The sequence below is a fragment of the Pseudomonas sp. Z2-11 genome, assembly GCF_054161305.1.
In genome coordinates this window covers 5,560,001-5,583,826 of record NZ_CP096395.1, presented here as the reverse complement: position 1 = coordinate 5,583,826, position 23,826 = coordinate 5,560,001, and the positions used below count along the sequence as shown (strand labels likewise).

Here is a 23,826-nt window from a genome sequence, read left to right as displayed (position 1 = left end):
TCGCCATGGCCATCGCCGTTCCACTGAACGCGGGCACCACCAGCCCCACCCTCAAGCAGCGACTCAAGCGCGCCGAGCGGCTCAACCGCTGGAAGGCCCAGGCCCTGATCGCGCCGCTGGTGCTGTTTCTGTTGCTGGTGTTTCTGGTGCCGATCGTGGCGCTGCTGTTCAAAAGCGTCAGCAACCCGGAAGTGGTGGGCGCCATGCCACGTACTGTCGCTGCCGTCGCAGCATGGGACGGACGCGGTTTGCCAAGCGAACCGGTGTACAAGGCTGCCAGTGAAGATCTGGCCGAAGCCCGCAAGAATCAGACCCTGGGCGATTTGTCCAAGCGCCTGAACATGGAACTGGCCGGCTACCGCAGCCTGCTGACCAAGACTGCTCGCGCGCTGCCGTTCGCCACCGAGCCGGTCTCTTATAAAGAAGCACTGGAGAGCCTCGACGAACGCTGGGGTGACCCCGCGTACTGGCAGGTGATCCGGCGCAACACCAGCAATGTCACGCCTTACTACCTGCTGGCGGCCGTCGATCACCGCATCGACGATCTAGGTGAACTGGCCCCGGCCACCCCCGACCAGGCGATCTACCTGGATATTTTCACCCGTACTTTCTGGATGGGCCTGGTGATTACCGCCATCTGTCTGGTGCTGGCCTATCCGCTGGCCTATCTGCTGGCGAACCTGCCGTCACGCCAGAGCAACCTGTTGATGATCCTCGTGCTGCTGCCGTTCTGGACCTCGATCCTGGTGCGGGTGGCGGCGTGGATCGTGCTGCTGCAATCGGGCGGATTGATCAACAGCGCGCTGATGGCCATGGGCGTCATCGATAAACCGCTGGAGCTGGTGTTCAACCGCACCGGCGTGTACATCTCCATGGTCCACATCCTTCTGCCGTTCATGATCCTGCCGATCTACAGCGTGATGAAGGGCATCTCGCCCACCTACATGCGGGCGGCGATCTCCCTGGGCTGCCACCCGTTCGCCAGTTTCTGGCGGGTGTATTTCCCGCAGACCTACGCCGGCGTAGGTGCCGGGTGCCTGTTGGTGTTCATCCTCGCCATCGGCTACTACATCACCCCGGCACTGCTGGGCAGCCCGAACGACCAGATGGTCAGCTACTTCGTCGCGTTCTACACCAACACCAGTATCAACTGGGGCATGGCCACGGCGCTCGGCGGATTGCTGTTGCTGGCGACCATCGTGCTTTATCTGATTTACAGCTGGCTGGTGGGCGCCAGTCGCCTGCGCCTGAGCTAAGGGGAGATCGAAATGCTGAGTCCTTACATGTCCCCCGTCGAGCGGGTTTGGTTCTACAGCTTGCGCATACTCTGCGGGCTGATCCTGTTGTTCCTGATCCTGCCGGTGCTGGTGATCATTCCGTTGTCGTTCAACTCGGGCAGCTTCCTGGTCTATCCGCTGCAGGGCTTTTCGTTGCAGTGGTACCACGATTTCTTCGCTTCGGCCGAGTGGATGCGGGCGTTGAAGAACAGCATCATCGTGGCCCCGGCGGCAACGCTGCTGGCGATGATCTTCGGTACGCTGGCGGCGATCGGCCTGACTCGTGGTGATTTCCCGGGCAAGGCGCTGGTGATGGCCCTGGTGATTTCGCCCATGGTGGTGCCGGTGGTGATTATCGGTGTCGCGAGCTACCTGTTTTTCGCGCCATTGGGGATGGGCAACAGCTTCTTCTCGCTGATCATCGTCCATGCGGTGCTCGGCGTACCGTTCGTCATTATCACCGTCTCGGCGACCTTGCAAGGGTTCAACCACAACCTGGTTCGCGCTGCTGCCAGCCTCGGGGCTTCGCCATTGACCGCGTTCCGTCGCGTGACCTTGCCGTTGATCGCGCCGGGCGTCATCTCTGGTGCGTTGTTCGCCTTCGCGACTTCGTTTGATGAAGTGGTGGTGACCCTGTTCCTGGCCGGCCCGGAGCAAGCGACCCTGCCACGGCAGATGTTCAGCGGTATTCGCGAGAACCTGAGCCCGACCATCGCCGCCGCGGCTACGTTGTTGATCGCCTTCTCGGTGATCCTGCTGCTGACGCTGGAATGGCTGCGTGGGCGTAGCGAGAAGCTGCGTACGACCCAAGTCTGAGGCCCCCTGCAAAACCAGTGTGGGAGCGAGCCTGCTCGCGAATGCGGTGTACCAGTCGACATAATTGTTGACTGACGGTCCGCTTTCGCGAGCAGGCTCGCTCCCACATCCGCTCCTCGGTGCATTCATAAGCTGAATGACAGACCACCCCCCAATACCGAGCTATCCTTGTGCCAGCCCCCACTCGAACAAGAGGCCGCGCACATGAGTCTTTCCTCATTCAAGATCGCCCACAAACTGATCACCGGCGCCGCTGCCATCGAGCAACTGGCGGCGGAGCTGACACGGCTGGATGTCGATAACCCGTTGATCGTCACGGACGCGGCGCTGGTCAAGTCGGGCACCGTGGAGTTGGCGCTGCAGCATTTGGGCGGGCGCGACTACGAGATTTTCGACCGGGTCATGCCCGACCCGGAAATCGCCATCGTCGAAGATTGCATGCAAGCCTACCGCGACGGCGGGCATGACGGCCTCATCGGCCTGGGTGGCGGCAGCGCCATCGACATTGCCAAGTGTGTGGGCGTCTATGCCGGTTACCACGGTGAGTTGCAGGATATGTTCGGTGTCGATCAGGTGCCGCGCAAAGGTCCGCCCATGATTGCCATTCCCACCACCGCCGGTACCGGTTCGGAAGTCACCAACGTGGCGATCCTCTCTGACAAGGCCGCACAGCTGAAAAAGGGCATCGTCAGTGATTTCCTGCTGCCGGACGTGGCGCTGGTCAGCCCGCAGATGACCCTGACGTGTCCGCGCAGCGTGACCGCCGCCAGCGGCGTTGATGCGTTGGTGCACGCCATCGAGTCGTACCTGTCACTCAACGCCTCGCCGATCACCGATGCCCTGGCCATCGGCGCGATCAAGCTGATCACCCGCGCCTTGCCCAAGGCCTACGCCAACCCGTCCCACTTGCAGGCCCGTGAAGACATGGCCACCGCCAGCCTGATGGCCGGTATGGCGTTCGGCAATGCCGGGGTCGGCGCCGTGCATGCACTGGCCTATCCGCTGGGCGGGCGTTTCCATGTCTCTCATGGCGTCGCCAATGCCTTGTTGCTGCCGTATGTCATGCACTGGAACAAGATGGCCTGCGTCGAGCGCATGCGCGATATTGCCGAAGCCATGGGCATCAAGACGGCTCATTTGAGTGATATCGAAGCCGCGGACGAGGCCGTGGAGGCCATGGCCGCGTTGTGTGCCGCGGTTGAAATTCCCAAGGGCCTGAGTGGCCTAGGCGTCACCGAGGAGGTGATTCCGTCCATGGCGGCGGAGGCGGCGGGTATAGAGCGGCTGATGCGCAACAACCCGCGCAAGCTGAGCGCCGGCGATATCGAGAAGATCTACCGAGCGGCGTATTGATCGCGCGTCACGGTGGGCGCGCCAAATCTTGAGGTATACAATGCGCGCCATCGTGATTTCGCTCAAAACAGGTGCGTCATGCAGCCCTTCGCTATTGCTCCGTCGATTCTCTCCGCCGACTTCGCCCGCCTGGGCGAGGAAGTGGATAACGTTCTGGCCGCCGGGGCCGACATCGTCCACTTCGATGTCATGGACAACCACTACGTACCCAACCTGACCATCGGCCCGATGGTTTGCGCGGCGTTGCGCAAATACGGCGTCACCGCGCCAATCGATGCGCACCTGATGGTCAGTCCGGTGGATCGCATCGTCGGTGATTTCATCGAGGCCGGTGCCACCTACATCACTTTCCACCCGGAAGCCACGCTGCACGTCGACCGCTCCCTGCAATTGATCCGCGAAGGCGGCTGCAAGGCCGGCCTGGTGTTCAACCCGGCCACGCCCCTGGACGTACTCAAGTACGTGATGGACAAGGTCGACATGGTTCTGCTGATGAGCGTCAACCCGGGTTTCGGCGGGCAGAAGTTCATTCCGGGCACGCTCGACAAGCTGCGCGAAGCCCGCGCCCTGATCGATGCCTCGGGCCGGGATATCCGCCTGGAAATCGACGGCGGCGTGAACGTGAACAACATCCGCGAAATCGCCGCGGCCGGTGCCGACACCTTTGTCGCCGGTTCGGCGATCTTCAACGCACCGGACTACCAGGCAGTGATCGAAAAGATGCGCGCCGAACTGGCCCTGGCACGTCCATGAGCGGCTTCGAGCAGCTGTTTCCCGGCAGCCTGCCGCGTCTGGTGATGTTCGATCTCGACGGCACGCTCGTCGACTCGGTCCCGGACCTGGCGGCCGCCGTGGACAATATGCTGCTCCAACTCGGGCGTCCGCCTGCGGGCATCGACGCTGTGCGCCAGTGGGTCGGCAACGGCGCGCCGATGCTGGTGCGCCGGGCCCTGGCCAATCACATTGATGCCCAGGGCGTTGATGAGGTCGAGGCCGAGCGGGCACTGGAGCTGTTCAACGAAGCCTATGAAGGCAACCACGAACTGACCGTGGTTTATCCGGGCGTGCGCTCCACCCTCAAATGGTTGCACAAGCAGGGCGTGGAAATGGCGCTGATCACCAACAAGCCGGAGCGTTTTGTCGCGCCGCTGCTGGATCAGATGAAGATCGGCCGTTATTTCCGCTGGATCATCGGCGGCGACACCTTGCCACAGAAAAAGCCCGACCCGGCCGCGCTGTTCTTTGTCATGAAAATGGCCAACGTCCCGGCGTCCCAATCGTTGTTTGTCGGCGACTCGCGCAGCGACGTGCTGGCGGCGAAAGCCGCGGGGGTCAAATGTGTTGCCCTGAGCTACGGCTACAATCATGGCCGACCGATAGCCGAGGAATTTCCGACATTGGTGATTGATGATCTGCGCCTGCTAATTCCCGGTTGCCTGGACCCGGCCGCTGAGATAACGTTGCCCGACGCTGTTCAATCCTCTTCTGGAAACGCCATCGTGGTGGTCACTCGCAAACTCTGGATGAAAGTCATGAAGGCCCTGGCCCGCTGGCGTTGGCGCGCCTGACGTGATCCTGGCCGGTTATCCGGCGCGTTTGCATACCTGACTGTCAGCTCCTCTTGCCACGAGGCACCCCATGATCCGCGAAGAATTTCTGCGTCTAGCCGCTGCCGGCTACAACCGCATCCCGCTTGCCTGCGAAACCCTGGCCGACTTCGACACGCCGCTGTCGATCTACCTCAAGTTGGCCGACCAACCCAATTCCTACTTGCTCGAATCGGTGCAAGGTGGGGAAAAATGGGGTCGCTATTCCATGATCGGCCTGCCGTGCCGCACCGTGCTGCGAGTCCATGACCATCGCATCAGCGTGACCTACGATGGCGTCGAAATCGAAAGCCACGAAGTCGAGGATCCGCTCGCGTTCGTTGAATCCTTCAAGGCCCGCTACAACGTCCCGACCATCCCCGGCCTGCCACGTTTCAACGGCGGCCTGGTGGGTTATTTCGGCTACGACTGCGTGCGCTATGTGGAAAAACGCCTGGGCACCTGTCCGAACCCCGATCCGCTGGGTGTGCCGGACATTCTGCTGATGGTCTCCGATGCGGTGGTGGTCTTCGACAATCTCGCCGGCAAGATGCACGCCATCGTCCTGGCCGATCCGTCCCGTGAAGATGCCTACGAGCAAGGTCAACAAAGCCTTCAGACGTTGCTGGAAAAACTCCGCCAGCCGATCACCCCGCGTCCCGGCCTGGACTTCAGCAAGCAGTCGGCTGCCGACCCGGTGTTCCGTTCCAGTTTCACCCAGGGTGACTACGAAAAAGCCGTCGACACCATCAAGGAATACATCCTGGCCGGCGATTGCATGCAGGTCGTGCCGTCGCAACGGATGTCGATCGACTTCAAGGCTGCGCCGATCGATCTGTACCGGGCGCTGCGCTGTTTCAACCCGACGCCTTACATGTATTTCTTCAACTTCGGTGACTTCCATGTCGTGGGCAGTTCGCCCGAGGTGCTGGTGAGGGTCGAGGAAAACCTGATCACCGTGCGGCCGATCGCCGGCACACGGCCACGCGGCGCCACGGAGGAAGCGGACCGGGCGCTGGAAGAGGACCTGTTGTCAGATGCCAAGGAAATCGCCGAGCACCTGATGCTGATCGATCTGGGGCGCAACGACACTGGCCGGGTTTCCGAAGTGGGCTCGGTAAAGCTCACCGAGAAAATGGTCATCGAGCGCTACTCCAACGTGATGCACATCGTGTCCAACGTCACCGGGCAATTGAAGGCCGGGTTGACGGCGATGGACGCCTTGCGAGCGATCCTGCCGGCGGGCACTTTGTCTGGCGCGCCGAAGATCCGCGCCATGGAAATCATCGACGAGCTGGAGCCGGTCAAGCGCGGTGTGTACGGCGGAGCCGTCGGCTACTTCGCCTGGAACGGCAACATGGACACGGCCATCGCCATCCGCACCGCCGTGATCAAGAACGGTGAACTGCACGTGCAGGCTGGCGGCGGCATCGTCGCCGACTCGGTGCCCGCGCTGGAATGGGAGGAAACCCTGAACAAGCGTCGGGCAATGTTCCGTGCCGTAGCCCTGGCCGAGCAGACCTCGAACGACTGAAGGCTTTTGCCGAACAACTGTGGCGAGGGCAACTTGGTCCATGTGGGAGCGAGCTTGCTCGCGATGAGGCCCTAAGGCTCAACCAATAGGTTGACTGACAGTCCGCCATCGCGAGCAAGCTCGCTCCCACAGAGGCCGCGTCAAAAGTCCAGGCTGACCCCCAGGCTCACCCCTTGCTGGGTGAAATCATCATCCTTGCGCAACGTATAACCGCCCCGCAACGCCAGATCGCTGGTCAACTTGTGGCTGATCCCCAGGCTCAGGCGATTGAGGTGGCTTTGTGGGGTGTAGCCCTCCAGCGTGAAGTCATTGACCGGCAAGCTGTTGAGGGCGATGTTCACCTTTTGCGTATCGTCCTCATACTCGCGCTCGTGGGCATACTCCCCATACACCTGGGTCTGGCGGGTAAAGTTGTATTTGCCCTGCAAGCCGATGCCCAGACGTTTTGAATCGCGGGTCTGGTCGTCGAAAGTCAGCGCCGTGGAGCGGCTGCCCTGTTCCGAGTAACCATCGACCTCGACCTTCGCATAATCGGCGCTGACAAACGGTGACAGGTGCCATTGGCTGCCCGGCTGGGCAATGTCGTAGCCTACGCGCGTGCTGAATGCCCAGAGATGGCCGTCGGTATCGCCTTTTTCCTGCGCCTGGCTGACGCCCAGGTCGAATTTGCGCTCCAGGTTGTCGTAGTCGAGCTTGCCGCCGGTCAGCGCGGCATCGGCCCACCAGCGGTTCTGCTGGAACTGGGCGAACGCGGTGGCGAGGTAGCTGTTGAGCTTGTAGTTCGAATCGTTGCGGCCTGCGTCCATGTCCTGGCGGTACAGACCGGCGGCCACGCCGATGCGCCAGGCTTCGTTGAGGCGGTAACTGCCGCCGATGTTCAGGTTGTAGCCACTGCCGTCGGCGCTTGCACCGCTGCCTTGGCTATCAATGTCCAGATGCTGGCCGCCGCCGGCAACAATCGCCCGCCATTGACCTACCGCCTGCCAATCCTCCCAGTCCGATTGCCATTGGCTGCGCAATTCATCTTGGTGGGCGCGCAAGGTCGAGTGGGCCATTTCCGGCAGCAAGGTCAGTTCCCACGGCGCTGCGAGCAGGGAATAGGCATAGTCGGCAATCAGCTTCTGCCCGGTTTCGGTGGGGTGAACCGCATCGTTGTAGATCAGCTTGCTCGGATCAGGCGTGGCGCTGTTGATGCCGTAGGTAGGGTTTTCCGTACAGCTGTTGCCGCTGAAGCAAGTGGCAGTAAGGTTCTCGCCGGTGGCAAGGCCGAATCGTCCAGGATCGGCAAAGGTTTCCTGCAGCAATAGCGGAACGTTCAGCGGAATGATTTCGGCATCGATGCCCTGCAGCCGTGTGACCAGTTGCTGGTTGAACCGATTGCTGAGCAGCGAGACCGTTCCCTGCAAGGGGGTGCTATTGAGGGCCGGCGTCAGGCCCAGGTCCGGCAGCAACCAGACCATCGCATAGCGGGCTCCGGCGGTTTGCAGCACTTGCACGCTGTCAGCCAGGCGGTCCGCGGCGGCATCCGCCTGGGCGATGCTCAACACTCTGCCTTGAAGAAAATCATTGCCGCCACCGGAGAAGTAATACAGCGCATTCGGGTCGGCACGCAGGCCATTGGCGGGCAGATAACCGGCCCGGCTGCGCTCGCCAGTGGCGGAAATATTGGTGATCGATTCCAGTATCTGATCGGTACGATAACCGCCTACAGCCCAGTTGTTGCCGTCCGCCAGCCCTTCGCGGGCACGCACTGCCGAAGTGGACGCGGCGGTTTCATCGGCGGAAAAGCCCAACCGCCCACCGAGCAGTTGGGTCGCGTTTGCAGAATAGGCTTCGCCGCTGCCATCCAGGTAGACCGGGCCGGTGCGGTTGGTAAAACGCAAGGTTGAGCCGGGCGGGCCGTCGGGATCGGTGAACTGACCGGCGTCGCTTAGACTGTCGCCGAACACGATGAAATTGGAGTAGGGATTGGGGGCGGCAATCGCCTGAGCGCAGGCCATGGTCAGCAGGCAGCTGGCGATGGGGATGAACAACGTCGGCTTGATCATGAGAAGGTCCTTTTCAATCTTGTTTTTTATCGGAAGAAACGAAACGACAGTACCAAAAGCTTCCGGCGGTCTGCCACCCAATCCCGGAGCGTAGAGATTGTTTGCGGGCCCTTCGGGTCCGTCTTATTGCGTGCTCCGCCCAGCTAAGTTACTGTGCCGGAACGTATGAACGAGACTTCCCCCGTGTCGATTGTCAGCAAACTTCTGAATCAATTGATCAAGGCTCACGCCCGTTGGCGTTGGCGCGCCTGAACGCTCCATGCCGGCCTCGCCGGACCTGTACCGATTTGCCTTCTTTACCCGTTTGGAAACCGCTTCGCAGGCGCATCATTCGCCTGTCCAGCGCAGCACCGTGCGGGTCACTCTTCGAAGGCTGTATTCCAAGTCAGTGTATTCAATAGGTTGTTTACGCCATGTTGCTGATGATCGATAACTACGACTCTTTTACTTACAACGTTGTGCAGTACCTCGGCGAGCTGGGCTCCGAGGTCAAGGTCGTGCGCAACGATGAGCTGACCATTGCCGAAATCGAGGCCCTCAAGCCCGAACGCATCGTCGTCTCGCCCGGCCCTTGCACGCCGACCGAAGCGGGCATCTCCATCGAAGCCATCAAATATTTTGCCGGCAAGCTGCCGATTCTCGGCGTCTGCCTGGGGCACCAGTCGATCGGCCAGGCGTTCGGTGGCGATGTCGTGCGGGCCCGCCAGGTGATGCACGGCAAGACCAGCCCGGTATTCCATGAAGACAAGGGCGTGTTCGAAGGCTTGAATCGCCCGCTTACCGTCACCCGCTACCACTCGTTGATCGTCAAGCGCGAAACCCTGCCCGACTGCCTTGAGCTGACCGCCTGGACCCAGCTCGAAGACGGCTCGGTGGACGAAATCATGGGTCTGCGTCACAAGACGTTAAACATCGAGGGTGTGCAATTTCACCCCGAGTCTATCCTCACCGAGCAGGGCCACGAACTGTTCGCCAACTTCCTCAAACAAACCGGCGGCACGCGCTAAGGACTCTCCATGGACATCAAGACAGCCCTGAACCGTATCGTCGGCCAGCTCGACCTGAGCACCGACGAGATGCGCGACGTGATGCGGGAGATCATGACTGGCCAGTGCACGGACGCGCAGATTGGCGCGTTCATGATGGCCATGCGCATGAAGAGCGAGAGCATCGACGAGATAGTCGGTGCGGTCACGACCATGCGCGAGTTGGCGGACAAGGTCGAACTCAAGACCCTCGACGGTGTAGTGGATGTCGTCGGGACCGGTGGTGATGGTGCCAATATCTTCAACGTTTCCACCGCCTCGGCATTTGTCGTTGCGGCGGCCGGCTGCACGGTCGCCAAGCATGGCAATCGTGCGGTGTCGGGCAAGAGCGGCAGCGCCGATCTGCTCGAAGCCGCCGGTATCTACCTCAACCTGACGTCGGTCCAGGTGGCTCGTTGCATCGATAGCGTCGGCATCGGCTTCATGTTTGCCCAGACCCACCACAGCGCCATGAAATATGCCGCGGCGCCGCGTCGCGAGCTGGGCTTGCGTACGCTGTTCAACATGCTCGGCCCGCTTACGAATCCGGCCGGTGTGAAGCATCAAGTGGTCGGCGTGTTCAGCCAGGCGCTGTGCCGGCCATTGGCAGAGGTCCTGCAACGTTTAGGTAGCAAGCACGTGCTGGTCGTCCATTCAAAAGACGGCCTGGATGAATTCAGCCTGGCGGCGCCTACTTTCGTGGCCGAGCTAAAAAATGATCAGATCACCGAATATTGGGTCGAACCTGAAGATCTCGGCATGAAGAGCCAGAGCCTGCATGGACTGGCGGTGGATGGGCCAGCCCAGTCACTTGAGTTGATCCGCGATGCCTTGGGGCGGCGTAAAACCGAGAATGGCCAGAAGGCTGCGGAAATGATCATGCTCAACGCGGGCGCCGCGTTGTATGCCGCCGATCACGCCAGCAGCCTCAAGCAAGGTGTCGAGCTCGCGCATGATGCGTTGCACACCGGCCTGGCCCGGGAAAAACTGGAAGAATTGGGCGCGTTTACCGCCGTATTCAAAGTGGAGAATGAAGGATGAGCGTGCCAACGGTTCTGGAAAACATTCTGGCTCGCAAGGCTGAAGAAGTGGCCGAGCGCCGGGCCCGGGTCAGCCTCGCCGAGTTGGAAAGTCTTGCACGTTCAGCAGACGCGCCTCGCGGCTTTGCCCAGGCGCTGATCGATCAGGCGAAGAAAAAGCAGCCTGCAGTCATCGCCGAAATCAAGAAGGCGTCCCCCAGCAAAGGTGTGATCCGTGAGGACTTCGTCCCCGCCGACATCGCCAGGAGCTACGAGAAGGGCGGTGCGACCTGCCTTTCGGTGCTCACCGACGTCGATTTTTTCCAAGGCGCCGATGACTATCTAAAACAGGCGCGGGCGGCGTGCAAGCTGCCGGTGATCCGCAAGGATTTCATGATCGATCCGTACCAGATCGTCGAGGCGCGGGCCTTGGGTGCCGATTGCGTGCTGTTGATCGTTTCCGCCCTGGATGACGTGAAAATGGCCGAGCTGGCAGCAGTCGCTAAAGAGGTGGGCCTGGATGTGTTGGTGGAAGTCCACGACGGCGACGAGCTGGAGCGCGCCCTGAAAACTCTGGATACCAAGCTGGTCGGCGTGAATAACCGCAACCTGCATACGTTTGAAGTCAGCCTGGAAACCACTCTTGACCTGTTGCCGCGAATTCCACGTGATCGCCTGGTCATCACCGAGAGCGGCATTCTCAACCGAGCCGATGTCGAGTTGATGGAAGTCAGCGATGTGTATTCATTCCTGGTTGGCGAGGCTTTCATGCGGGCCGAAAGCCCGGGTACAGAACTGCAGCGCTTGTTTTTCCCCGAGCGCGGCGTTCCGGTAACCGGCTCGACGCTGGACTGAATCGATGCCTTCAGCCATTGCCTTCACGGTTGAAAGCGGCCTGCAGGCCGAACAGGATCTGCTGGCCAGCGTTTGCGCCGGTGACGCTGAATCCGGCTTGCTGTTCTGGCAACCCAGCGATCGTGCCCTGGTCATGCCGCGTCGCTTGAGTCGCCTGCCAGGTTTTGAACTTGCCTGTGAGGTATCGGCCGCAAGCGGCTGGCCGGTGCTGCTGCGTGAAACCGGTGGCGAGCCAGTGCCTCAATCGGGCGCTACGGTCAATATCGCGCTGGTCTATGCGCCACCGCGAAGTGAAGGTGACCATGGCCGGATCGAGACTGCTTATCGGCGTCTGTGCGATCCGATCTGCCAGTTGCTCGATGAGCTGGGCGGGGTGGCTTCCCTTGGCGAAGTGGAGGGCGCGTTTTGTGATGGGCGCTTCAACGTCAATCTGGACGGCCGAAAAATGGTCGGTACCGCCCAGCGCTGGCGGCAAAGCAAGGGTGGCCAGAGGCCGGTGGGTCTGGTGCATGGCGCCCTATTGCTGGATGACGAGCGCGATCCCATGGTTGCGGCGGTCAATCGGTTCAACGAGACGTGTGGCCTGGAGCAGCGTGTGCGTGCCGAGAGCCACATTGCCCTGCATGAGAAATTCCCGGCGCCTCATGCGCTGGAACGGCTCGAGGCGCTCTACCGGGAACTGTTGAGCAGCTTTTAGCGCGTCCCGAACACGACCATGGTCTTGCCTTTGACGCTGACCAGATCGCGCTCTTCCAGGTCCTTGAGCACGCGTCCGACCATCTCTCGGGAGCAGCCAACGATGCGGCCGATTTCCTGACGGGTCACTTTGATCTGCATACCATCCGGATGGGTCATGGCGTCGGGCTGCTTGCACAGTTCCAGCAGGCAGCGGGCGACGCGACCGGTCACGTCGAAGAACGCCAGGTCACCGACTTTGCGGGTGGTATTGCGCAGACGCTGCGCGATTTGTCCGCTGAGGGCGTAAAGAATGTCCGGATCCTGCTGCGACAGCTCTCGGAATTTGCCATAGCTGATTTCCGCCACTTCACATTCGACCTTGGCTCGCACCCAGGCACTGCGCTCCTGCTCCTTGCCCGCCTGCTCGAACAACCCCAGTTCGCCGAAAAAATCCCCGGAGTTGAGGTAGGCGATGATCATTTCCCGGCCGTCATCGTCCTCGATCAGGATAGTGACGGAGCCCTTGATGATGAAAAACAGCGTATCGGAGCGGTCGCCTGCGCAAATGATGTTGTGCTTGGCGGGGTAGCGGCGACGCTGGCAATGCATCAAGAGTTTGTCGAGGTTCTTGATCTTGGACGTGGGAGTAATGGCAACCATGGTTGTATCCCGAAAGACTGCGCGGTGTGGTGGTTTGGTTTTTTGGGTGAGGGCGAATGGTTATCGCCAAAAGCTGGCCATACGCCAGCGAGATGGCGCAGCTTAACAGAGGCATTCGTAATAGATTCGAGAATTTACCTACAGGCGCTGGCGTAAGAGGCATCAGGCATCCCGCTGCCATCAACGGGCGCTGTGCTAAGCTGGCGCCCCCTTTTTTTGAACAGTGGAGTCTTGGCGATGAAGGCACGCATCCAATGGGCTGGCGAAGCCATGTTCCTCGGTGAATCAGGCAGTGGTCATGTGGTCGTCATGGACGGCCCACCGGATGCCGGCGGTCGGAACCTGGGTGTCCGGCCAATGGAAATGCTCTTGCTCGGTGTCGGCGGCTGCAGCAACTTCGATGTGGTCAGCATTCTCAAGAAGTCACGCCAGGCCGTCGAAAGTTGCGAAGCGTTCCTTGAAGCCGAGCGCGCGACAGAGGATCCGAAAGTGTTTACCAAGATCCACATGCACTTCGTGGTCAAAGGCCGTGGACTGAAGGAAGCCCAGGTCAAGCGCGCCATTGAGCTGTCCGCCGAGAAATACTGCTCGGCCTCGATCATGCTCGGTGCTGCCGGTGTTGAAATCACTCACGATTATGAAATCATCGAGTTGGGTTGAATCGACATCCAACCATCACAAATGCAGTGCAAGCTCTGGCGGTCAGAAGCCGACATCTGCATAATGCGCCACTTTTTTCAGGGCAATGATCGGCTCGCGGGCTGATCCATTGCCTGGACAGACAACCAAAATCGCCATCGCGAAGAGGTGTTAACCGTCCTACGCAGGTGCGTCGTTCGCATCTGACGGGCATGCTTGATCACGCGGCCGGGCCGCAATACACAGAGAGTTTTCAAACGGTGAAAAGCAAACTCAAGCTCCATGGGTTCAATAACCTGACAAAGACCTTGAGCTTCAACATCTATGACATCTGCTATGCGGAAACCCCGCAAGACCAGCAGGCCTACGTCGAGTACATCAATAAAGAGTACAACGCCAAGCGCCTCACGCAGATCCTCACGGAAGTTGTCGATATCATTGGTGCCAACATCCTGAACATCGCCAGTCAGGACTATGAACCCCAAGGCGCCAGCGTGACCATTCTGATCTCGGAAGAGCCGGTGACACCGACCGAAAGCCAGATCGAAGAGTCCCCGGGCCCGTTGCCTGAAATTATCCTGGCCCACCTCGACAAGAGCCACATCACGGTACATACCTATCCGGAGATCCATCCGGTGGACGGTATTGCAACGTTCCGAGTGGACATCGATGTGTCGACCTGTGGCGTCATTTCACCGCTCAAGGCACTCAACTTCCTGATTCACCAATTCGATTCCGACATCGTGACCGTGGATTACCGTGTGCGTGGCTTCACACGGGACGTGGAGGGCCACAAGCACTTCATTGATCACGAGATCAATTCGATCCAGAACTATCTCTCCGAAGACACTCGCGACGCGTATCAGATGACCGACGTGAACGTGTACCAGGAAAACCTGTTCCACACCAAGATGCTGCTCAAGGACTTCGAACTGGACAACTACCTGTTCGGTGATGCCACCAGCAACCTGTCCGTTGAGCAGCGTGGCCAGGTGGAAGAGCGTGTGAAGCACGAGATGCTGGAGATTTTCTACGCGCGCAACATGCCGCGCTGAAGATCAAGGCTACAAAAAAAGGCGACTACCTGTGCGGTAGTCGCCTTTTTCAGTTCTGGGAAACCCGATATGTCTGTGGGACAGGCTCCGTATCGCGGTCAGATCCGATAGGTGCTCTTGGTCATGACCTTCGCCAACAGGCTCATGCCGAATTTCACCGGAGCCGGGAAACGAAAACCCCCCGCATCGAGAGCGCTTTCGGCATGCTGTTGTTCATCCTTGCGCATCTGCTCAAGAATCGCCCGGGACTTTTCATCTTCGGCCGGCAGCTGCTCCAGGTGCTCATTCAGATGCTTGCACACTTGATGTTCGGTTGCCGCGACGAAACCCAGGCTGACCTTGTCGCTGATCAGTCCGGCCACCGCGCCGATGCCGAATGACATCCCGTAGAACAACGGATTCAGGACGCTGGTATGGCTACCCAACTGGCGAATGCGCTGCTCGCACCAGACCAGATGGTCGACTTCTTCTTCGGCGGCATGCTCCATCGCCTCGCGTACCTGCGGCAATCTCGCCGTCAGCGCCTGGCCCTGGTACATAGCCTGGGCGCAAACCTCACCGGTATGGTTGATGCGCATCAGGCCCGCGACATGGCGAGTCTCTTCGTCACTCATCTGTACGTCCGGCTGCACGATTGCCGGCGACGGACGGTACGGCTGGCCACTGAAGGGCAGTAGCGTGCGCATCGCGGTATCGGCTTGCAGCAGCAGGCGGTCAATGGGCGAGTAGTGACGTTGGGTAGTCATGCTTACCTCCGGAAAAAATCACGGCAGCCAGTTTAACCCAATCGGCCGCTGAAGATTTGCGCTGGGTCAGCGGTATCAACCCGGTGGCCAGTTCATCTGGCGCTGCCCCAGCACGTGCATATGAATGTGATAGACGGTCTGCCCGCCAAGTTCATTGCAGTTCATCACCGCGCGGAAGCCTTCCTCACAGCCCAGCTCAAGCGCCAGGCGCTGGGCGGTAAACAGGATATGTCCGGCCAACCCTTTGTCTTCCTCGGTCAGGTCATTGAGGGTGCGGATCGGTTTTTTCGGAATCACCAGGAAATGCACTGGAGCCTGGGGGGCGATGTCGTGAAAAGCCAGAACCTGATCGTCTTCATAAATGATCCTGGCCGGAATTTCCCGGTTGATGATCTTGGTAAACAGAGTGTCCACGGCTGCTGCTCCGTTGGGTTGTTTGAGGTCGAGTGTATTGAAGGCTCGGTTGGCAAGCCCGGGTTAACCATCCGCAAATCTAGCGTGGACAGTAGGCTTTATTGGACATGCCGCTAAGAATTCGCACCAGCCAGCGCGGCCCGAGTCGGGGCAGGGCGGCGATCCAGCGATTGCGGCGTCCGGGAATGATAATGGCCCGGTCCCTGTCCAGCGCGCGGACAGCGTACAGCGCAACCTCTTCAGGGCTCATCAGCTTCTTATCGTCGCTGGGCTTCTCGTCCCGTTGCCACTCGGCAAAAAAACCGGTGCGGGTCGGGCCAGGGCAAAGTACCGAGACTTTGATCGCACATTTCTTCAGCTCGATTCGCAGGGCTTCGGAAAAGTGCAATACGTACGCTTTGCTGGCGTGGTAGGTGCTCATCCAGGGGCCCGGCTGGAATGCGGCAGTCGACGCGACGTTCAGGATCTGGCCGCCTCCATGCAGCGCCATGCTGTTGCCCACGGCGTGACAGAGGCGGGTCAGGGCCAGGATATTCACTTCGATGAGGTCCTGCTCGGTCATCCAGTCCTGGCCCAGGAACGGGCCGAAGGTGCCGATGCCGGCGCAGTTGACCAGCAGGTCGATCTGGCGTTCGCCTTCTTCCAGTTCCAGCAGGAAACCTGAAAGCCGCAAGGGCTCGCTCAGGTCGCAAGCCCGGAACAATACTTCCACGCCAAATCGCTGGGTCAGTTCGATCGCAATACTTTCCAGTCGATCACGCTGTCGCGCCACGAGTATCAGGTTGCGCCCGCGCCGGGCCAGTGCTTCAGCCAGGGCCAGGCCGATTCCGCTGGAAGCGCCAGTGATCAGGGCGTAACGGGTCATGCAGTTCTCCATCGCAACAGCCCGTCGCCAGTGGACTGGGCTGTCACTGGCATGAAGCGGGCCTATTGTTCCTCTTCTTCTTCGTAGTCTACAGAAGGCGAGGCGGGCTCGGCTGCATCAGCGGCTGGTTCTTCGCTGGTCTGGTCACTGTATTCGCTGCTTTCGTAGCTGCTCGAGGCACCGCTATCGAAGTCCTCTTGGAGAGCACCGAAGATGCCGGCGAAGGTGGCCACGAAAATCAGGACGATCATCACCAGCCACAGCGACGCCAGCAGCTTGACCGCCGTGGTATTGCGCGGCGGTGGTGGGCCGTACTGGTTGGCGCCGGTATTGCCTGGGGCGATGATGAGAATGAACGGGAAGATGCTGCCTACGAATGGCACGAGGTTGATCAGCCACAACCACCCCGACCAGCCGAGGTCATGCAGACGCTGGACGTTGAACTGGATGCTCACGAACGCGAAGGCAAGCACGACGACTACAGCGATCAGACCACCGACGACCAACCCTGCTATCGAGTCGGAAGCGAGCAGCCAGTTCGTGGCGACCCAGAAGCCCAGGCCTACCAACGGCAGCATGGCCAGGGTCAGGACCATGGTCCAGGCCAGGTAACGCAGGCGTCCGATACGTCCCTCGAAGCTGAAGGGTTTGAGCGTGCCGTACTCGGCGAACGTTTCACCCACTGCTGCCCGTGGAGGCGCATAAGGAGAAACAGGATCGATCACAGAGTCCGGCTGGCGGCCGCCCGGCTGCTCTTGGATTTCGCCGAGATTGAGCTGGATGGACGGTTCGGCTTCGATTCGTGCATCGATGCCGCTTTTATGAAGCGCGTCCAGGTACTGTTGCGCTTCATTCTGGGACAGGTTGTTCTTGAGGGACACCTTGCGACCGCTGAACAGTCGTTCAATGGCGCTCACATCACTTTTGAACAGTTCGGCGAGGTTGAGCTTGGCGGTAGTGGTATCTACGCCTGGCAGCAGGGCCCCGTCGAATACAATGTTGAAACGGTTTTCGCTCATGCCTGGCATCCTTGTCTTTCTGGTTGGTTTATTGTGGGTTCAGCGCGGCCAATGGCCGCCAAGTTGTGTCGCTAGGGCTTGCGCCTGCCGGTATTCTTCATCCAGGCGCGCGATCAATTGATCGACACCGGGCAAATCATTGATGTCACCTACACCCTGGCCGGCGGACCATACGGTCTTCCAGGCCTTGGCTTCATCATTGAGCGGTTTGAGTTTCGCCCCCGCATCCGCCACGCCCTTGCCTTGCAGAGCAGCCAGGTCGAAGCCGGCACTTTCCAGGCTCTGACGCATGAAACTGGCCGGCACCCCGGACACTGCGGGAGTATGCACGATGTCCGCGGCTCTGGATGTGAGCAACATCTCTTTATAAGCGTCGGACGCGTGACTTTCCGTCGTGCCGATAAAACGCGTTCCGAAGTAGGCCAGATCCGCGCCAAGCAGTTGCGCAGCCAGAATCTGATGGCCGTGGTTAAGGCATCCTGCAAGCAACAGGGTTTTATCGAAGAACTGCCGGATTTCAGCAATCAGTGCGAATGGGCTCCAGGTTCCTGCGTGCCCACCCGCACCGGCCGCAACGGCAATCAAACCGTCGACGCCCGCTTCGGCGGCTTTTTCGGCATGGCGGCGAGTGGTCACGTCGTGAAATACCAGGCCGCCATAGCCATGAACCGCGTCCACCAATTCCTTCACCGCCCCCAGGCTGGTGATGACGATCGGCACCTTGTGCTCGATACAGATTGCCAGGTCGGCCTGGAGTCGCGGGTTGCTGTGATGGACGATCAGATTGACTGCGTAGGGCGCCGGCTTTTCCAGAGTCGCCAAGCCCGCTTCGATTTCCTCCAGCCACGCCTTGAAGCCCCTGCTTTCACGTTGGTTCAACGCCGGGAAACTCCCGACGACACCGTTGCGGCAGCAGGCCAGTACCAGCTGCGGATTGGAAATGAGGAACATCGGTGCGACCACGACAGGCAGCCGCAGACGTTGTTCAAGCAGAGCGGGCAGCGACATTGGAGGTCCCTCTCATCAATGGATGCGGTTGGAATTAGAACGGCCGGACCACGACCAGAATTACAATAGCCAGCAATATCACGACCGGCACTTCATTGAACCAGCGATAAAAGACATGACTGCGGGTGTTTTCGCCACGGGCGAAGCGCTTAACCTGGGCACCGCACATATGGTGATAGCCGATCAGCAGGACGACCAGAGTCAGCTTTGCGTGCATCCAGCCGCCTTGGGTGAAGTAGGCGCTGGCATTGAGGCTGAGCAAGCCGATGCCGAACACCAGCGTGGCGATCATCGCCGGGCCCATGATGCCGCGATACAACTTGCGTTCCATGATGGAGAAGCGTTCCTTGCTGACGCTGTCTTCGCTTTGAGCGTGGTAGACGAACAGTCTAGGCAGGTAGAACAGGCCGGCAAACCAGCAGACCATGCTGACAATGTGAAGCGCTTTGAGCCATAGATAGAGCATTTTTGATTATTCCCAGGTTCACGGTAGCTTCGATAGTAGAGGTTAGCGCGGCCACACGTCACCTTGGCGGTTGTCGCAGCGCTGCGGGCGCCCTATCATCGACGGCTTTCCAGTGGTTCGTTGAGGGCAGGTTCATGGTCAAGGTCGGTATCGTCGGCGGCACGGGTTACACCGGTGTCGAACTGCTGCGTCTGTTGGCACAGCATCCGCAAGCTGAGGTGGTGGTCATTACCTCCCGATCCGAGGCCGGCCTGGCCGTCGCCGACATGTATCCGAACTTGCGTGGCCATTACGACGGCCTGGCGTTCAGCGTCCCTGACGTCAAGACCCTCGGGGCCTGCGACGTAGTATTTTTCGCCACCCCCCATGGTGTCGCCCACGCTCTGGCGGGTGAGCTGCTGGCCGCGGGAACCAAGGTCATTGACCTGTCGGCAGACTTCCGTCTGCAGGACGCAGACGAATGGGCCAAGTGGTACGGTCAGCCTCACGGCGCACCGGAACTGCTGGACGAGGCGGTCTACGGCTTGCCGGAAGTCAATCGTGAAAAAATCAGGCAGGCACGGCTGATCGCGGTGCCGGGTTGCTATCCGACCGCGACGCAGTTGGGATTCCTGCCTTTGCTGGAGGCCGGTCTCGCCGATGCGTCGCGCTTGATCGCCGACTGCAAGTCGGGCGTCAGCGGCGCCGGTCGAGGTGCCAGCGTTGGCTCGTTGTACTCCGAAACATCGGAGAGCATGAAGGCCTACGCGGTCAAGGGGCATCGTCATTTGCCGGAGATTCGCCAAGGGTTGCGTCGCGCGGCAGGCAAGGACGTCGGCCTGACTTTCGTGCCGCACCTGACGCCCATGATCCGTGGTATCCATTCCACCCTCTACGCCACCGTGACCGATCGCTCCGTGGATCTGCAGGCGCTGTTCGAGAAGCGTTATGCCGATGAGCCGTTTGTCGACGTGATGCCGGCTGGCAGCCATCCGGAAACCCGCAGTGTCCGCGGCGCGAACGTATGCCGGATCGCTGTGCATCGCCCGCAGGATGGCGACCTGGTCGTGGTCTTGTCGGTAATCGACAACCTGGTCAAGGGCGCTTCCGGCCAAGCAGTACAGAACCTCAACATCCTCTTCGGGCTCGATGAGCGGCTGGGCCTGTCCCACGCTGGGATGCTGCCTTGATTAAGAGATGCAGGCTGTAAGCTACGAGCCCGTGGCTTATAGCTTGCGGCTTACAGCTGCTGCGCAAATAGTTGACCAATTTTGTCGGAGAAGCGGATAATGCCCGCCATCACGCATTATGGCGGCGTAAGCGCCGGGAGATATTCAGCATGAGCGTCGAAACCTTCACCCCCACGGCTTTGCAATTCACCCACGGTGCCGCGCACAAGGTGAAGAGCCTGGTCGATGAAGAGGGCAATGATCGTTTGAAGCTGCGCGTGTTCGTGACGGGCGGCGGTTGTTCAGGTTTTCAGTACGGCTTCACTTTCGATGAGGAAGTGGCCGAGGATGACACCATCGTCGAGCGCGAAGGCGTCAGCCTGGTGGTCGATCCGATGAGCTTCCAGTACCTGGCGGGTGCCGAAGTGGATTATCAGGAAGGCCTGGAAGGATCGCGCTTCGTGATCAAGAATCCTAACGCCACCACAACTTGTGGGTGCGGTTCTTCGTTTTCGATCTGATCGCTTCAATAAAAACGCCGCAGAGCCTTACGGCCCTGCGGCGTTTTTTTGTCCGCGATTATTGATCTCAGGCCGGATAAATGGCGCCGAGTACGCGCGGGCCACGGGCCCCAGTGACACTTGGACGGTTGCCTGGAATACCCTCAAGACAGCAATGGGCGAGCCAGGCAAAGGCCATTGCTTCAACCCAATCCGGGTCCACGCCGTACGCTGCCGTACTGCTGACTTTGGTAGCTGGTAGCAAGTCAGCCAGGCGCTTCATCAGTGTCTGGTTGTGTGCGCCACCGCCGCAGACCAGCAACTCCTGCGTGTTCGGCTGGGCATGCTGGAGTGATTCGACGATGGTCAGGGCAGTCAGTTCAAGTAGTGTCGCCTGCACATCTTCAGGGGTGAAGGCTGGCAATTGCGATAGATGACGGGTCAGCCAGGACAGGTTGAATACTTCTCGTCCGGTACTTTTCGGGCCCTTGGTTACAAAGAAGGGGTCTCCAAGCAACGTCTTGAGCAAAGTCGGCTCTACTTTTCCGCTGGCTGCCCATTGGCCGTCACGATCAAAAGGCTCGCCTCGCTCCTGGTGTATCCATGCATCGAGCAATACGTTGCCTGGGCCACAATCGAAACCTGATACGGGTTTTGCCAGCTCTATCAGGCTGAGATTGCTGAAGCCGCCGACATTCAGCACTGCACGAGGACCGACTCGTTCTTCGAACAGTGCTTCGTGAAATGCCGGAACCAGAGGCGCCCCCTGTCCTCCGGCGGCGACATCACGGCTGCGGAAATCGCTGACAACGGTGATGCCGGTCAATTCGCTCAAGAGTGCCGGGTTACCGATCTGCACGGTAAATCCGCGGGCCGGTTCATGGCGAATGGTTTGGCCGTGGCTGCCAACCGCGGTGACGTCTTCAGGCTTGAGCTTTTGTTCGTCGAGTAAGGTATGGATACCCTGCGCGGCCAGCTTTACCCAGTTCTGCTGGGCGATGGCGGAGCGGGCGATCTCATCGGGCCCACTGCTGCACAGTGCAAGCAACTCGGTGCGCAGGGGCGTGGGCATGGGTATGTAATGCGTGGCGATCAATTTGATCGCCGGGGCAAGTTCGATCAGCGCGATATCCAGGCCATCCAGGCTGGTCCCGGACATCACACCGATATAGAGCGCCATGGCTTAGCGCTTGCTCGAAGCCAGCAGGGTGGCTTTCTCTTGATCCATGCGAGCCATCAGAGGCTGGCTCTGAGCCAGGAAACGGGTGCGCTCGGATTTCGCAATCGGATCGGCCATCGGCAGCTTCTGGCCGAGCGGATCGACGTGAACGCCGTTGACCTGGAATTCATAGTGCAAGTGCGGGCCGGTGGACAGGCCAGTCGTGCCGATGTAGCCAATAACCTGGCCTTGCTTGACGGAGCCGCCGGTCTTCACGCCCTTGGCGAAACCTTGCATGTGGCCGTACAGCGTGCGGTAGGTGTTGCCGTGCTGGATGATCACGGTATTGCCATAACCGCCACGACGGCCGGCCAGCAGTACCTTGCCATCGCCGGCAGCCTTGATGGGCGTGCCGCGCGGAGCTGCGTAGTCGACGCCTTTGTGGGCGCGGATCTTGTTCAGGATAGGATGCTTGCGGCCTGCGGAAAACCTGGAGCTGATGCGGGCGAAGTCGACTGGAGTACGGATAAACGCCTTGCGCATGCTGTTGCCGTCAGCGGTGTAGTAGCTGCTGTTGCCCTGCTTGTTGGTGTAGCGCACCGCCGTATAGGTCTTGCCGCGGTTGGTGAAGCGCGCGGAAAGGATCGGTCCGTTGCCGACGCTTTTCCCATTGACCACTTTCTGTTCGTAGATGACGTCGAACTCGTCGCCCTGGCGAATATCCTGCGCGAAGTCGATGTCATAACCAAACACGCTGGCCATGTCCATGGTCAGGCTGTGGGAAAGGCCGGCGCGGGCGGCCGACTGGGACAGCGAACTATTGATGACGCCGTGAACATAGGCGGAGCGCACGGTAGGTTTGGTGGTGACGCGGTTGAATACATAACCCTTTTCGTTTTTGGTCAGGGTGATGCTTTCCAGATCGCTCAGCTTGGTGTGCAGGTTGGTCAACTGCCCGTCTGGATTGAGTTCGAATTCGAGTTTCTGGCCACGTTGCAGTTGAGTGAACTGTTTGGCTTGCTTGTCGCTGGCCAGGATTTCATGGACTGAGGTTGAGGGCAGGCCCACCTTTTCGAAGAGGGTGGAGAGTGTGTCGCCCTTGGCAACAATCACTTCACGGTGATCCGGTCCTTTCTTCTCTTCTGCAACAGGAGCTTCTACCTGTGCAGTGGCGTTTGCAGTGTCTTTCGCGCTTTCTTCAATCTGCGCAAAAGGCGAGGCGGCCGGTTCGTTTGTGGCTTGAACGGCTTCGGCGGCGTCTTGTTCTTGTGTCAGTTGTTCAGCGGGACTTTCCAGTTCAAGACTCAGAGTCGTCTTTTTGGCTTCGACATCGCTGGAAGGAAATACCAGGAGCGCCAGGCTAAGGAGGGCGGCGATACCACTTGCGGCGAGCAGGTGGGTCTTTGGGTAAAGCGGCGGCGCTTTAGACGGTTCGGTGGTCATAGGTAATTTGACTTTTGAAAAGATGAATTGGAAAAGATGAATGACATGATGAAGATGAAATAACTGTATAAAATATAACCAAAACCCCTGCGAAGCAAGCCCGCGGACGCTCTGTCTATGGGATTGGCGTTCGTGCACCTGGCAAACCTTGTATTTGGTGCGTGATCTTGTATGGTTGGGGCCCTTTGAATCTGAGCCTTGCGGGTCTGTTATGAAGTCGGTTGAAGAGCAGCTAGCGCTGATCAAACGTGGTGCGGAAGAACTGTTGGTCGAGTCCGAGCTGATCGAAAAGCTCAAGCGCGGGCAGCCGCTGCGTATCAAGGCCGGTTTCGATCCGACGGCGCCCGATCTGCACCTGGGGCATACCGTGCTTATTAATAAGCTGCGTCAGTTCCAGGACCTGGGGCATCAGGTTATCTTCCTTATAGGCGACTTCACCGGCATGATCGGTGATCCGAGCGGCAAAAGTGCCACGCGTCCTCCGCTGACTCGTGAGCAGGTTCTCGACAACGC

General features: G+C 59.7%; 25 protein-coding genes (1 of these 25 running past the window's edge). 15 read left to right on the top strand and 10 right to left on the bottom strand.

The window, feature by feature from the left end:
- The first annotated feature begins 5 nt into the window (after nt 1–5).
- The 6 genes from M1E16_RS24915 (at nt 6) to trpE (ending at nt 6,566) form a co-directional block, all read left to right on the top strand.
- The gene (locus M1E16_RS24915) at nt 6–1,256 is read left to right on the top strand and encodes an ABC transporter permease (RefSeq protein ID WP_434655234.1); all 1,251 of its coding nucleotides are present in this window, start codon (nt 6–8) and stop codon (nt 1,254–1,256) included.
- Between the two features lie 12 nt (nt 1,257–1,268).
- A complete protein-coding gene (locus M1E16_RS24910; RefSeq protein ID WP_305498415.1) occupies nt 1,269–2,093 on the top strand; it encodes an ABC transporter permease in 825 nt (274 codons plus the stop codon).
- Between the two features lie 204 nt (nt 2,094–2,297).
- Nucleotides 2,298–3,446, top strand: coding sequence for an iron-containing alcohol dehydrogenase (locus M1E16_RS24905; protein WP_434627729.1), 1,149 nt, complete (start codon nt 2,298–2,300; stop codon nt 3,444–3,446).
- 78 nt (nt 3,447–3,524) lie between these two features.
- Nucleotides 3,525–4,199 (top strand): ribulose-phosphate 3-epimerase, encoded by a 675-nt coding sequence (rpe, locus tag M1E16_RS24900; protein ID WP_458128618.1) that lies wholly within the window; start codon nt 3,525–3,527, stop codon nt 4,197–4,199.
- Nucleotides 4,196–5,014 carry a phosphoglycolate phosphatase gene (locus M1E16_RS24895; RefSeq protein WP_458128617.1) on the top strand — a complete coding sequence of 273 codons (819 nt, stop codon included), beginning with the start codon at nt 4,196–4,198 and terminating at the stop codon, nt 5,012–5,014. The genes rpe and M1E16_RS24895 overlap by 4 nt, the downstream gene beginning before the upstream one ends.
- A gap of 70 nt (nt 5,015–5,084) precedes the next feature.
- The gene (gene trpE / locus M1E16_RS24890) at nt 5,085–6,566 is read left to right on the top strand and encodes an anthranilate synthase component I (RefSeq protein ID WP_458128616.1); all 1,482 of its coding nucleotides are present in this window, start codon (nt 5,085–5,087) and stop codon (nt 6,564–6,566) included.
- 140 nt (nt 6,567–6,706) lie between these two features.
- Here the strand turns inward: trpE and estP are convergent, their stop codons facing one another.
- Nucleotides 6,707–8,614 carry an esterase EstP gene (gene estP, locus M1E16_RS24885; RefSeq protein ID WP_458128615.1) on the bottom strand — a complete coding sequence of 636 codons (1,908 nt, stop codon included), beginning with the start codon at nt 8,612–8,614 and terminating at the stop codon, nt 6,707–6,709.
- A 413-nt stretch (nt 8,615–9,027) separates the two neighbouring features.
- Here estP and M1E16_RS24880 point away from each other — a divergent pair, with 413 nt between their 5' ends.
- The 4 genes from M1E16_RS24880 to M1E16_RS24865 are packed head-to-tail and all read left to right on the top strand — an operon-like array spanning nt 9,028 to nt 12,210.
- Entirely contained in the window at nt 9,028–9,621 is a 594-nt protein-coding gene (locus M1E16_RS24880; RefSeq protein WP_018928869.1) for an aminodeoxychorismate/anthranilate synthase component II, read from the top strand.
- 9 nt (nt 9,622–9,630) lie between these two features.
- Entirely contained in the window at nt 9,631–10,680 is a 1,050-nt protein-coding gene (trpD, locus tag M1E16_RS24875; RefSeq protein ID WP_434571441.1) for an anthranilate phosphoribosyltransferase, read from the top strand.
- Complete coding sequence (trpC, locus tag M1E16_RS24870; RefSeq protein WP_458128614.1) at nt 10,677–11,513, top strand: indole-3-glycerol phosphate synthase TrpC; 837 nt, start codon at nt 10,677–10,679, stop codon at nt 11,511–11,513. Before trpD ends, trpC begins: the two co-directional genes overlap by 4 nt.
- Nucleotides 11,514–11,517: 4 nt before the next feature.
- The gene (locus tag M1E16_RS24865; RefSeq protein WP_458128613.1) at nt 11,518–12,210 is read left to right on the top strand and encodes a lipoate--protein ligase family protein; all 693 of its coding nucleotides are present in this window, start codon (nt 11,518–11,520) and stop codon (nt 12,208–12,210) included.
- On the opposite strand, the gene crp is transcribed toward M1E16_RS24865, so the two are convergent.
- Nucleotides 12,207–12,851: a cAMP-activated global transcriptional regulator CRP gene (gene crp, locus M1E16_RS24860; RefSeq protein WP_434627751.1), complete on the bottom strand. Its 645-nt coding sequence runs from the start codon at nt 12,849–12,851 to the stop codon at nt 12,207–12,209. The two genes, M1E16_RS24865 and crp, sit on opposite strands and share 4 nt — an antisense overlap.
- 237 nt (nt 12,852–13,088) lie before the next feature.
- Here crp and M1E16_RS24855 point away from each other — a divergent pair, with 237 nt between their 5' ends.
- Complete coding sequence (locus M1E16_RS24855) at nt 13,089–13,511, top strand: OsmC family protein (RefSeq protein WP_008061600.1); 423 nt, start codon at nt 13,089–13,091, stop codon at nt 13,509–13,511.
- 239 nt (nt 13,512–13,750) lie between these two features.
- Nucleotides 13,751–14,545, top strand: coding sequence for an adenosylmethionine decarboxylase (gene speD, locus M1E16_RS24850; RefSeq protein WP_434571448.1), 795 nt, complete (start codon nt 13,751–13,753; stop codon nt 14,543–14,545).
- Nucleotides 14,546–14,643: 98 nt separating this feature from the next.
- On the opposite strand, the gene coq7 is transcribed toward speD, so the two are convergent.
- The 6 genes from coq7 to hemJ all read right to left on the bottom strand — a co-directional run bounded on the left by coq7 (nt 14,644) and on the right by hemJ (nt 19,063).
- Nucleotides 14,644–15,291 carry a 2-polyprenyl-3-methyl-6-methoxy-1,4-benzoquinone monooxygenase gene (gene coq7 / locus M1E16_RS24845; RefSeq protein ID WP_458128612.1) on the bottom strand — a complete coding sequence of 216 codons (648 nt, stop codon included), beginning with the start codon at nt 15,289–15,291 and terminating at the stop codon, nt 14,644–14,646.
- Between the two features lie 75 nt (nt 15,292–15,366).
- Nucleotides 15,367–15,705: a histidine triad nucleotide-binding protein gene (locus tag M1E16_RS24840; protein WP_458128611.1), complete on the bottom strand. Its 339-nt coding sequence runs from the start codon at nt 15,703–15,705 to the stop codon at nt 15,367–15,369.
- 79 nt (nt 15,706–15,784) lie between these two features.
- Nucleotides 15,785–16,570 (bottom strand): SDR family NAD(P)-dependent oxidoreductase, encoded by a 786-nt coding sequence (locus tag M1E16_RS24835; protein ID WP_434696648.1) that lies wholly within the window; start codon nt 16,568–16,570, stop codon nt 15,785–15,787.
- 62 nt (nt 16,571–16,632) lie between these two features.
- A complete protein-coding gene (locus M1E16_RS24830; RefSeq protein ID WP_458128610.1) occupies nt 16,633–17,589 on the bottom strand; it encodes a DUF805 domain-containing protein in 957 nt (318 codons plus the stop codon).
- Nucleotides 17,590–17,628: 39 nt separating this feature from the next.
- A complete protein-coding gene (locus tag M1E16_RS24825) occupies nt 17,629–18,597 on the bottom strand; it encodes an NAD(P)H-dependent flavin oxidoreductase (RefSeq protein WP_458128609.1) in 969 nt (322 codons plus the stop codon).
- Between the two features lie 34 nt (nt 18,598–18,631).
- A complete protein-coding gene (hemJ, locus tag M1E16_RS24820) occupies nt 18,632–19,063 on the bottom strand; it encodes a protoporphyrinogen oxidase HemJ (RefSeq protein ID WP_305498435.1) in 432 nt (143 codons plus the stop codon).
- A 134-nt stretch (nt 19,064–19,197) separates the two neighbouring features.
- On the opposite strand from hemJ, the gene argC reads away from it, so the two are divergent.
- Nucleotides 19,198–20,232 (top strand): N-acetyl-gamma-glutamyl-phosphate reductase, encoded by a 1,035-nt coding sequence (argC, locus tag M1E16_RS24815; RefSeq protein WP_305498436.1) that lies wholly within the window; start codon nt 19,198–19,200, stop codon nt 20,230–20,232.
- A gap of 149 nt (nt 20,233–20,381) precedes the next feature.
- A complete protein-coding gene (gene erpA / locus M1E16_RS24810) occupies nt 20,382–20,732 on the top strand; it encodes an iron-sulfur cluster insertion protein ErpA (protein WP_003177727.1) in 351 nt (116 codons plus the stop codon).
- A 67-nt stretch (nt 20,733–20,799) separates the two neighbouring features.
- On the opposite strand, the gene M1E16_RS24805 is transcribed toward erpA, so the two are convergent.
- A complete protein-coding gene (locus M1E16_RS24805) occupies nt 20,800–21,891 on the bottom strand; it encodes an anhydro-N-acetylmuramic acid kinase (RefSeq protein WP_458128608.1) in 1,092 nt (363 codons plus the stop codon).
- 3 nt (nt 21,892–21,894) lie between these two features.
- Nucleotides 21,895–23,313: a peptidoglycan DD-metalloendopeptidase family protein gene (locus M1E16_RS24800; RefSeq protein ID WP_434658078.1), complete on the bottom strand. Its 1,419-nt coding sequence runs from the start codon at nt 23,311–23,313 to the stop codon at nt 21,895–21,897.
- 211 nt (nt 23,314–23,524) lie between these two features.
- Here M1E16_RS24800 and tyrS point away from each other — a divergent pair, with 211 nt between their 5' ends.
- Nucleotides 23,525–23,826: the beginning of a tyrosine--tRNA ligase gene (tyrS, locus tag M1E16_RS24795; RefSeq protein WP_305498438.1), read on the top strand. The gene runs 898 nt beyond the window's last position; 302 of the gene's 1,200 nt are visible here — the first part of the coding sequence; it begins with the start codon at nt 23,525–23,527; its stop codon lies off the right edge, out of view.

Excerpts from the sequence above, each read along its gene's own strand:
- M1E16_RS24915 (WP_434655234.1), top strand. The coding sequence starts at position 6 with ATGGCCATCGCCGTTCCACTGAACGCGGGCACCACCAGCCCCACCCTC.
- M1E16_RS24910 (WP_305498415.1), top strand. The coding sequence starts at position 1,269 with ATGCTGAGTCCTTACATGTCCCCCGTCGAGCGGGTTTGGTTCTACAGC.
- M1E16_RS24905 (WP_434627729.1), top strand. The coding sequence starts at position 2,298 with ATGAGTCTTTCCTCATTCAAGATCGCCCACAAACTGATCACCGGCGCC.
- rpe (WP_458128618.1), top strand. The coding sequence starts at position 3,525 with ATGCAGCCCTTCGCTATTGCTCCGTCGATTCTCTCCGCCGACTTCGCC.
- M1E16_RS24895 (WP_458128617.1), top strand. The coding sequence starts at position 4,196 with ATGAGCGGCTTCGAGCAGCTGTTTCCCGGCAGCCTGCCGCGTCTGGTG.
- trpE (WP_458128616.1), top strand. The coding sequence starts at position 5,085 with ATGATCCGCGAAGAATTTCTGCGTCTAGCCGCTGCCGGCTACAACCGC.
- estP (WP_458128615.1), bottom strand. The coding sequence starts at position 8,614 with ATGATCAAGCCGACGTTGTTCATCCCCATCGCCAGCTGCCTGCTGACC.
- M1E16_RS24880 (WP_018928869.1), top strand. The coding sequence starts at position 9,028 with ATGTTGCTGATGATCGATAACTACGACTCTTTTACTTACAACGTTGTG.
- trpD (WP_434571441.1), top strand. The coding sequence starts at position 9,631 with ATGGACATCAAGACAGCCCTGAACCGTATCGTCGGCCAGCTCGACCTG.
- trpC (WP_458128614.1), top strand. The coding sequence starts at position 10,677 with ATGAGCGTGCCAACGGTTCTGGAAAACATTCTGGCTCGCAAGGCTGAA.
- M1E16_RS24865 (WP_458128613.1), top strand. The coding sequence starts at position 11,518 with ATGCCTTCAGCCATTGCCTTCACGGTTGAAAGCGGCCTGCAGGCCGAA.
- crp (WP_434627751.1), bottom strand. The coding sequence starts at position 12,851 with ATGGTTGCCATTACTCCCACGTCCAAGATCAAGAACCTCGACAAACTC.
- M1E16_RS24855 (WP_008061600.1), top strand. The coding sequence starts at position 13,089 with ATGAAGGCACGCATCCAATGGGCTGGCGAAGCCATGTTCCTCGGTGAA.
- coq7 (WP_458128612.1), bottom strand. The coding sequence starts at position 15,291 with ATGACTACCCAACGTCACTACTCGCCCATTGACCGCCTGCTGCTGCAA.
- M1E16_RS24835 (WP_434696648.1), bottom strand. The coding sequence starts at position 16,570 with ATGACCCGTTACGCCCTGATCACTGGCGCTTCCAGCGGAATCGGCCTG.
- M1E16_RS24830 (WP_458128610.1), bottom strand. The coding sequence starts at position 17,589 with ATGAGCGAAAACCGTTTCAACATTGTATTCGACGGGGCCCTGCTGCCA.
- M1E16_RS24825 (WP_458128609.1), bottom strand. The coding sequence starts at position 18,597 with ATGTCGCTGCCCGCTCTGCTTGAACAACGTCTGCGGCTGCCTGTCGTG.
- hemJ (WP_305498435.1), bottom strand. The coding sequence starts at position 19,063 with ATGCTCTATCTATGGCTCAAAGCGCTTCACATTGTCAGCATGGTCTGC.
- argC (WP_305498436.1), top strand. The coding sequence starts at position 19,198 with ATGGTCAAGGTCGGTATCGTCGGCGGCACGGGTTACACCGGTGTCGAA.
- erpA (WP_003177727.1), top strand. The coding sequence starts at position 20,382 with ATGAGCGTCGAAACCTTCACCCCCACGGCTTTGCAATTCACCCACGGT.
- M1E16_RS24805 (WP_458128608.1), bottom strand. The coding sequence starts at position 21,891 with ATGGCGCTCTATATCGGTGTGATGTCCGGGACCAGCCTGGATGGCCTG.
- M1E16_RS24800 (WP_434658078.1), bottom strand. The coding sequence starts at position 23,313 with ATGACCACCGAACCGTCTAAAGCGCCGCCGCTTTACCCAAAGACCCAC.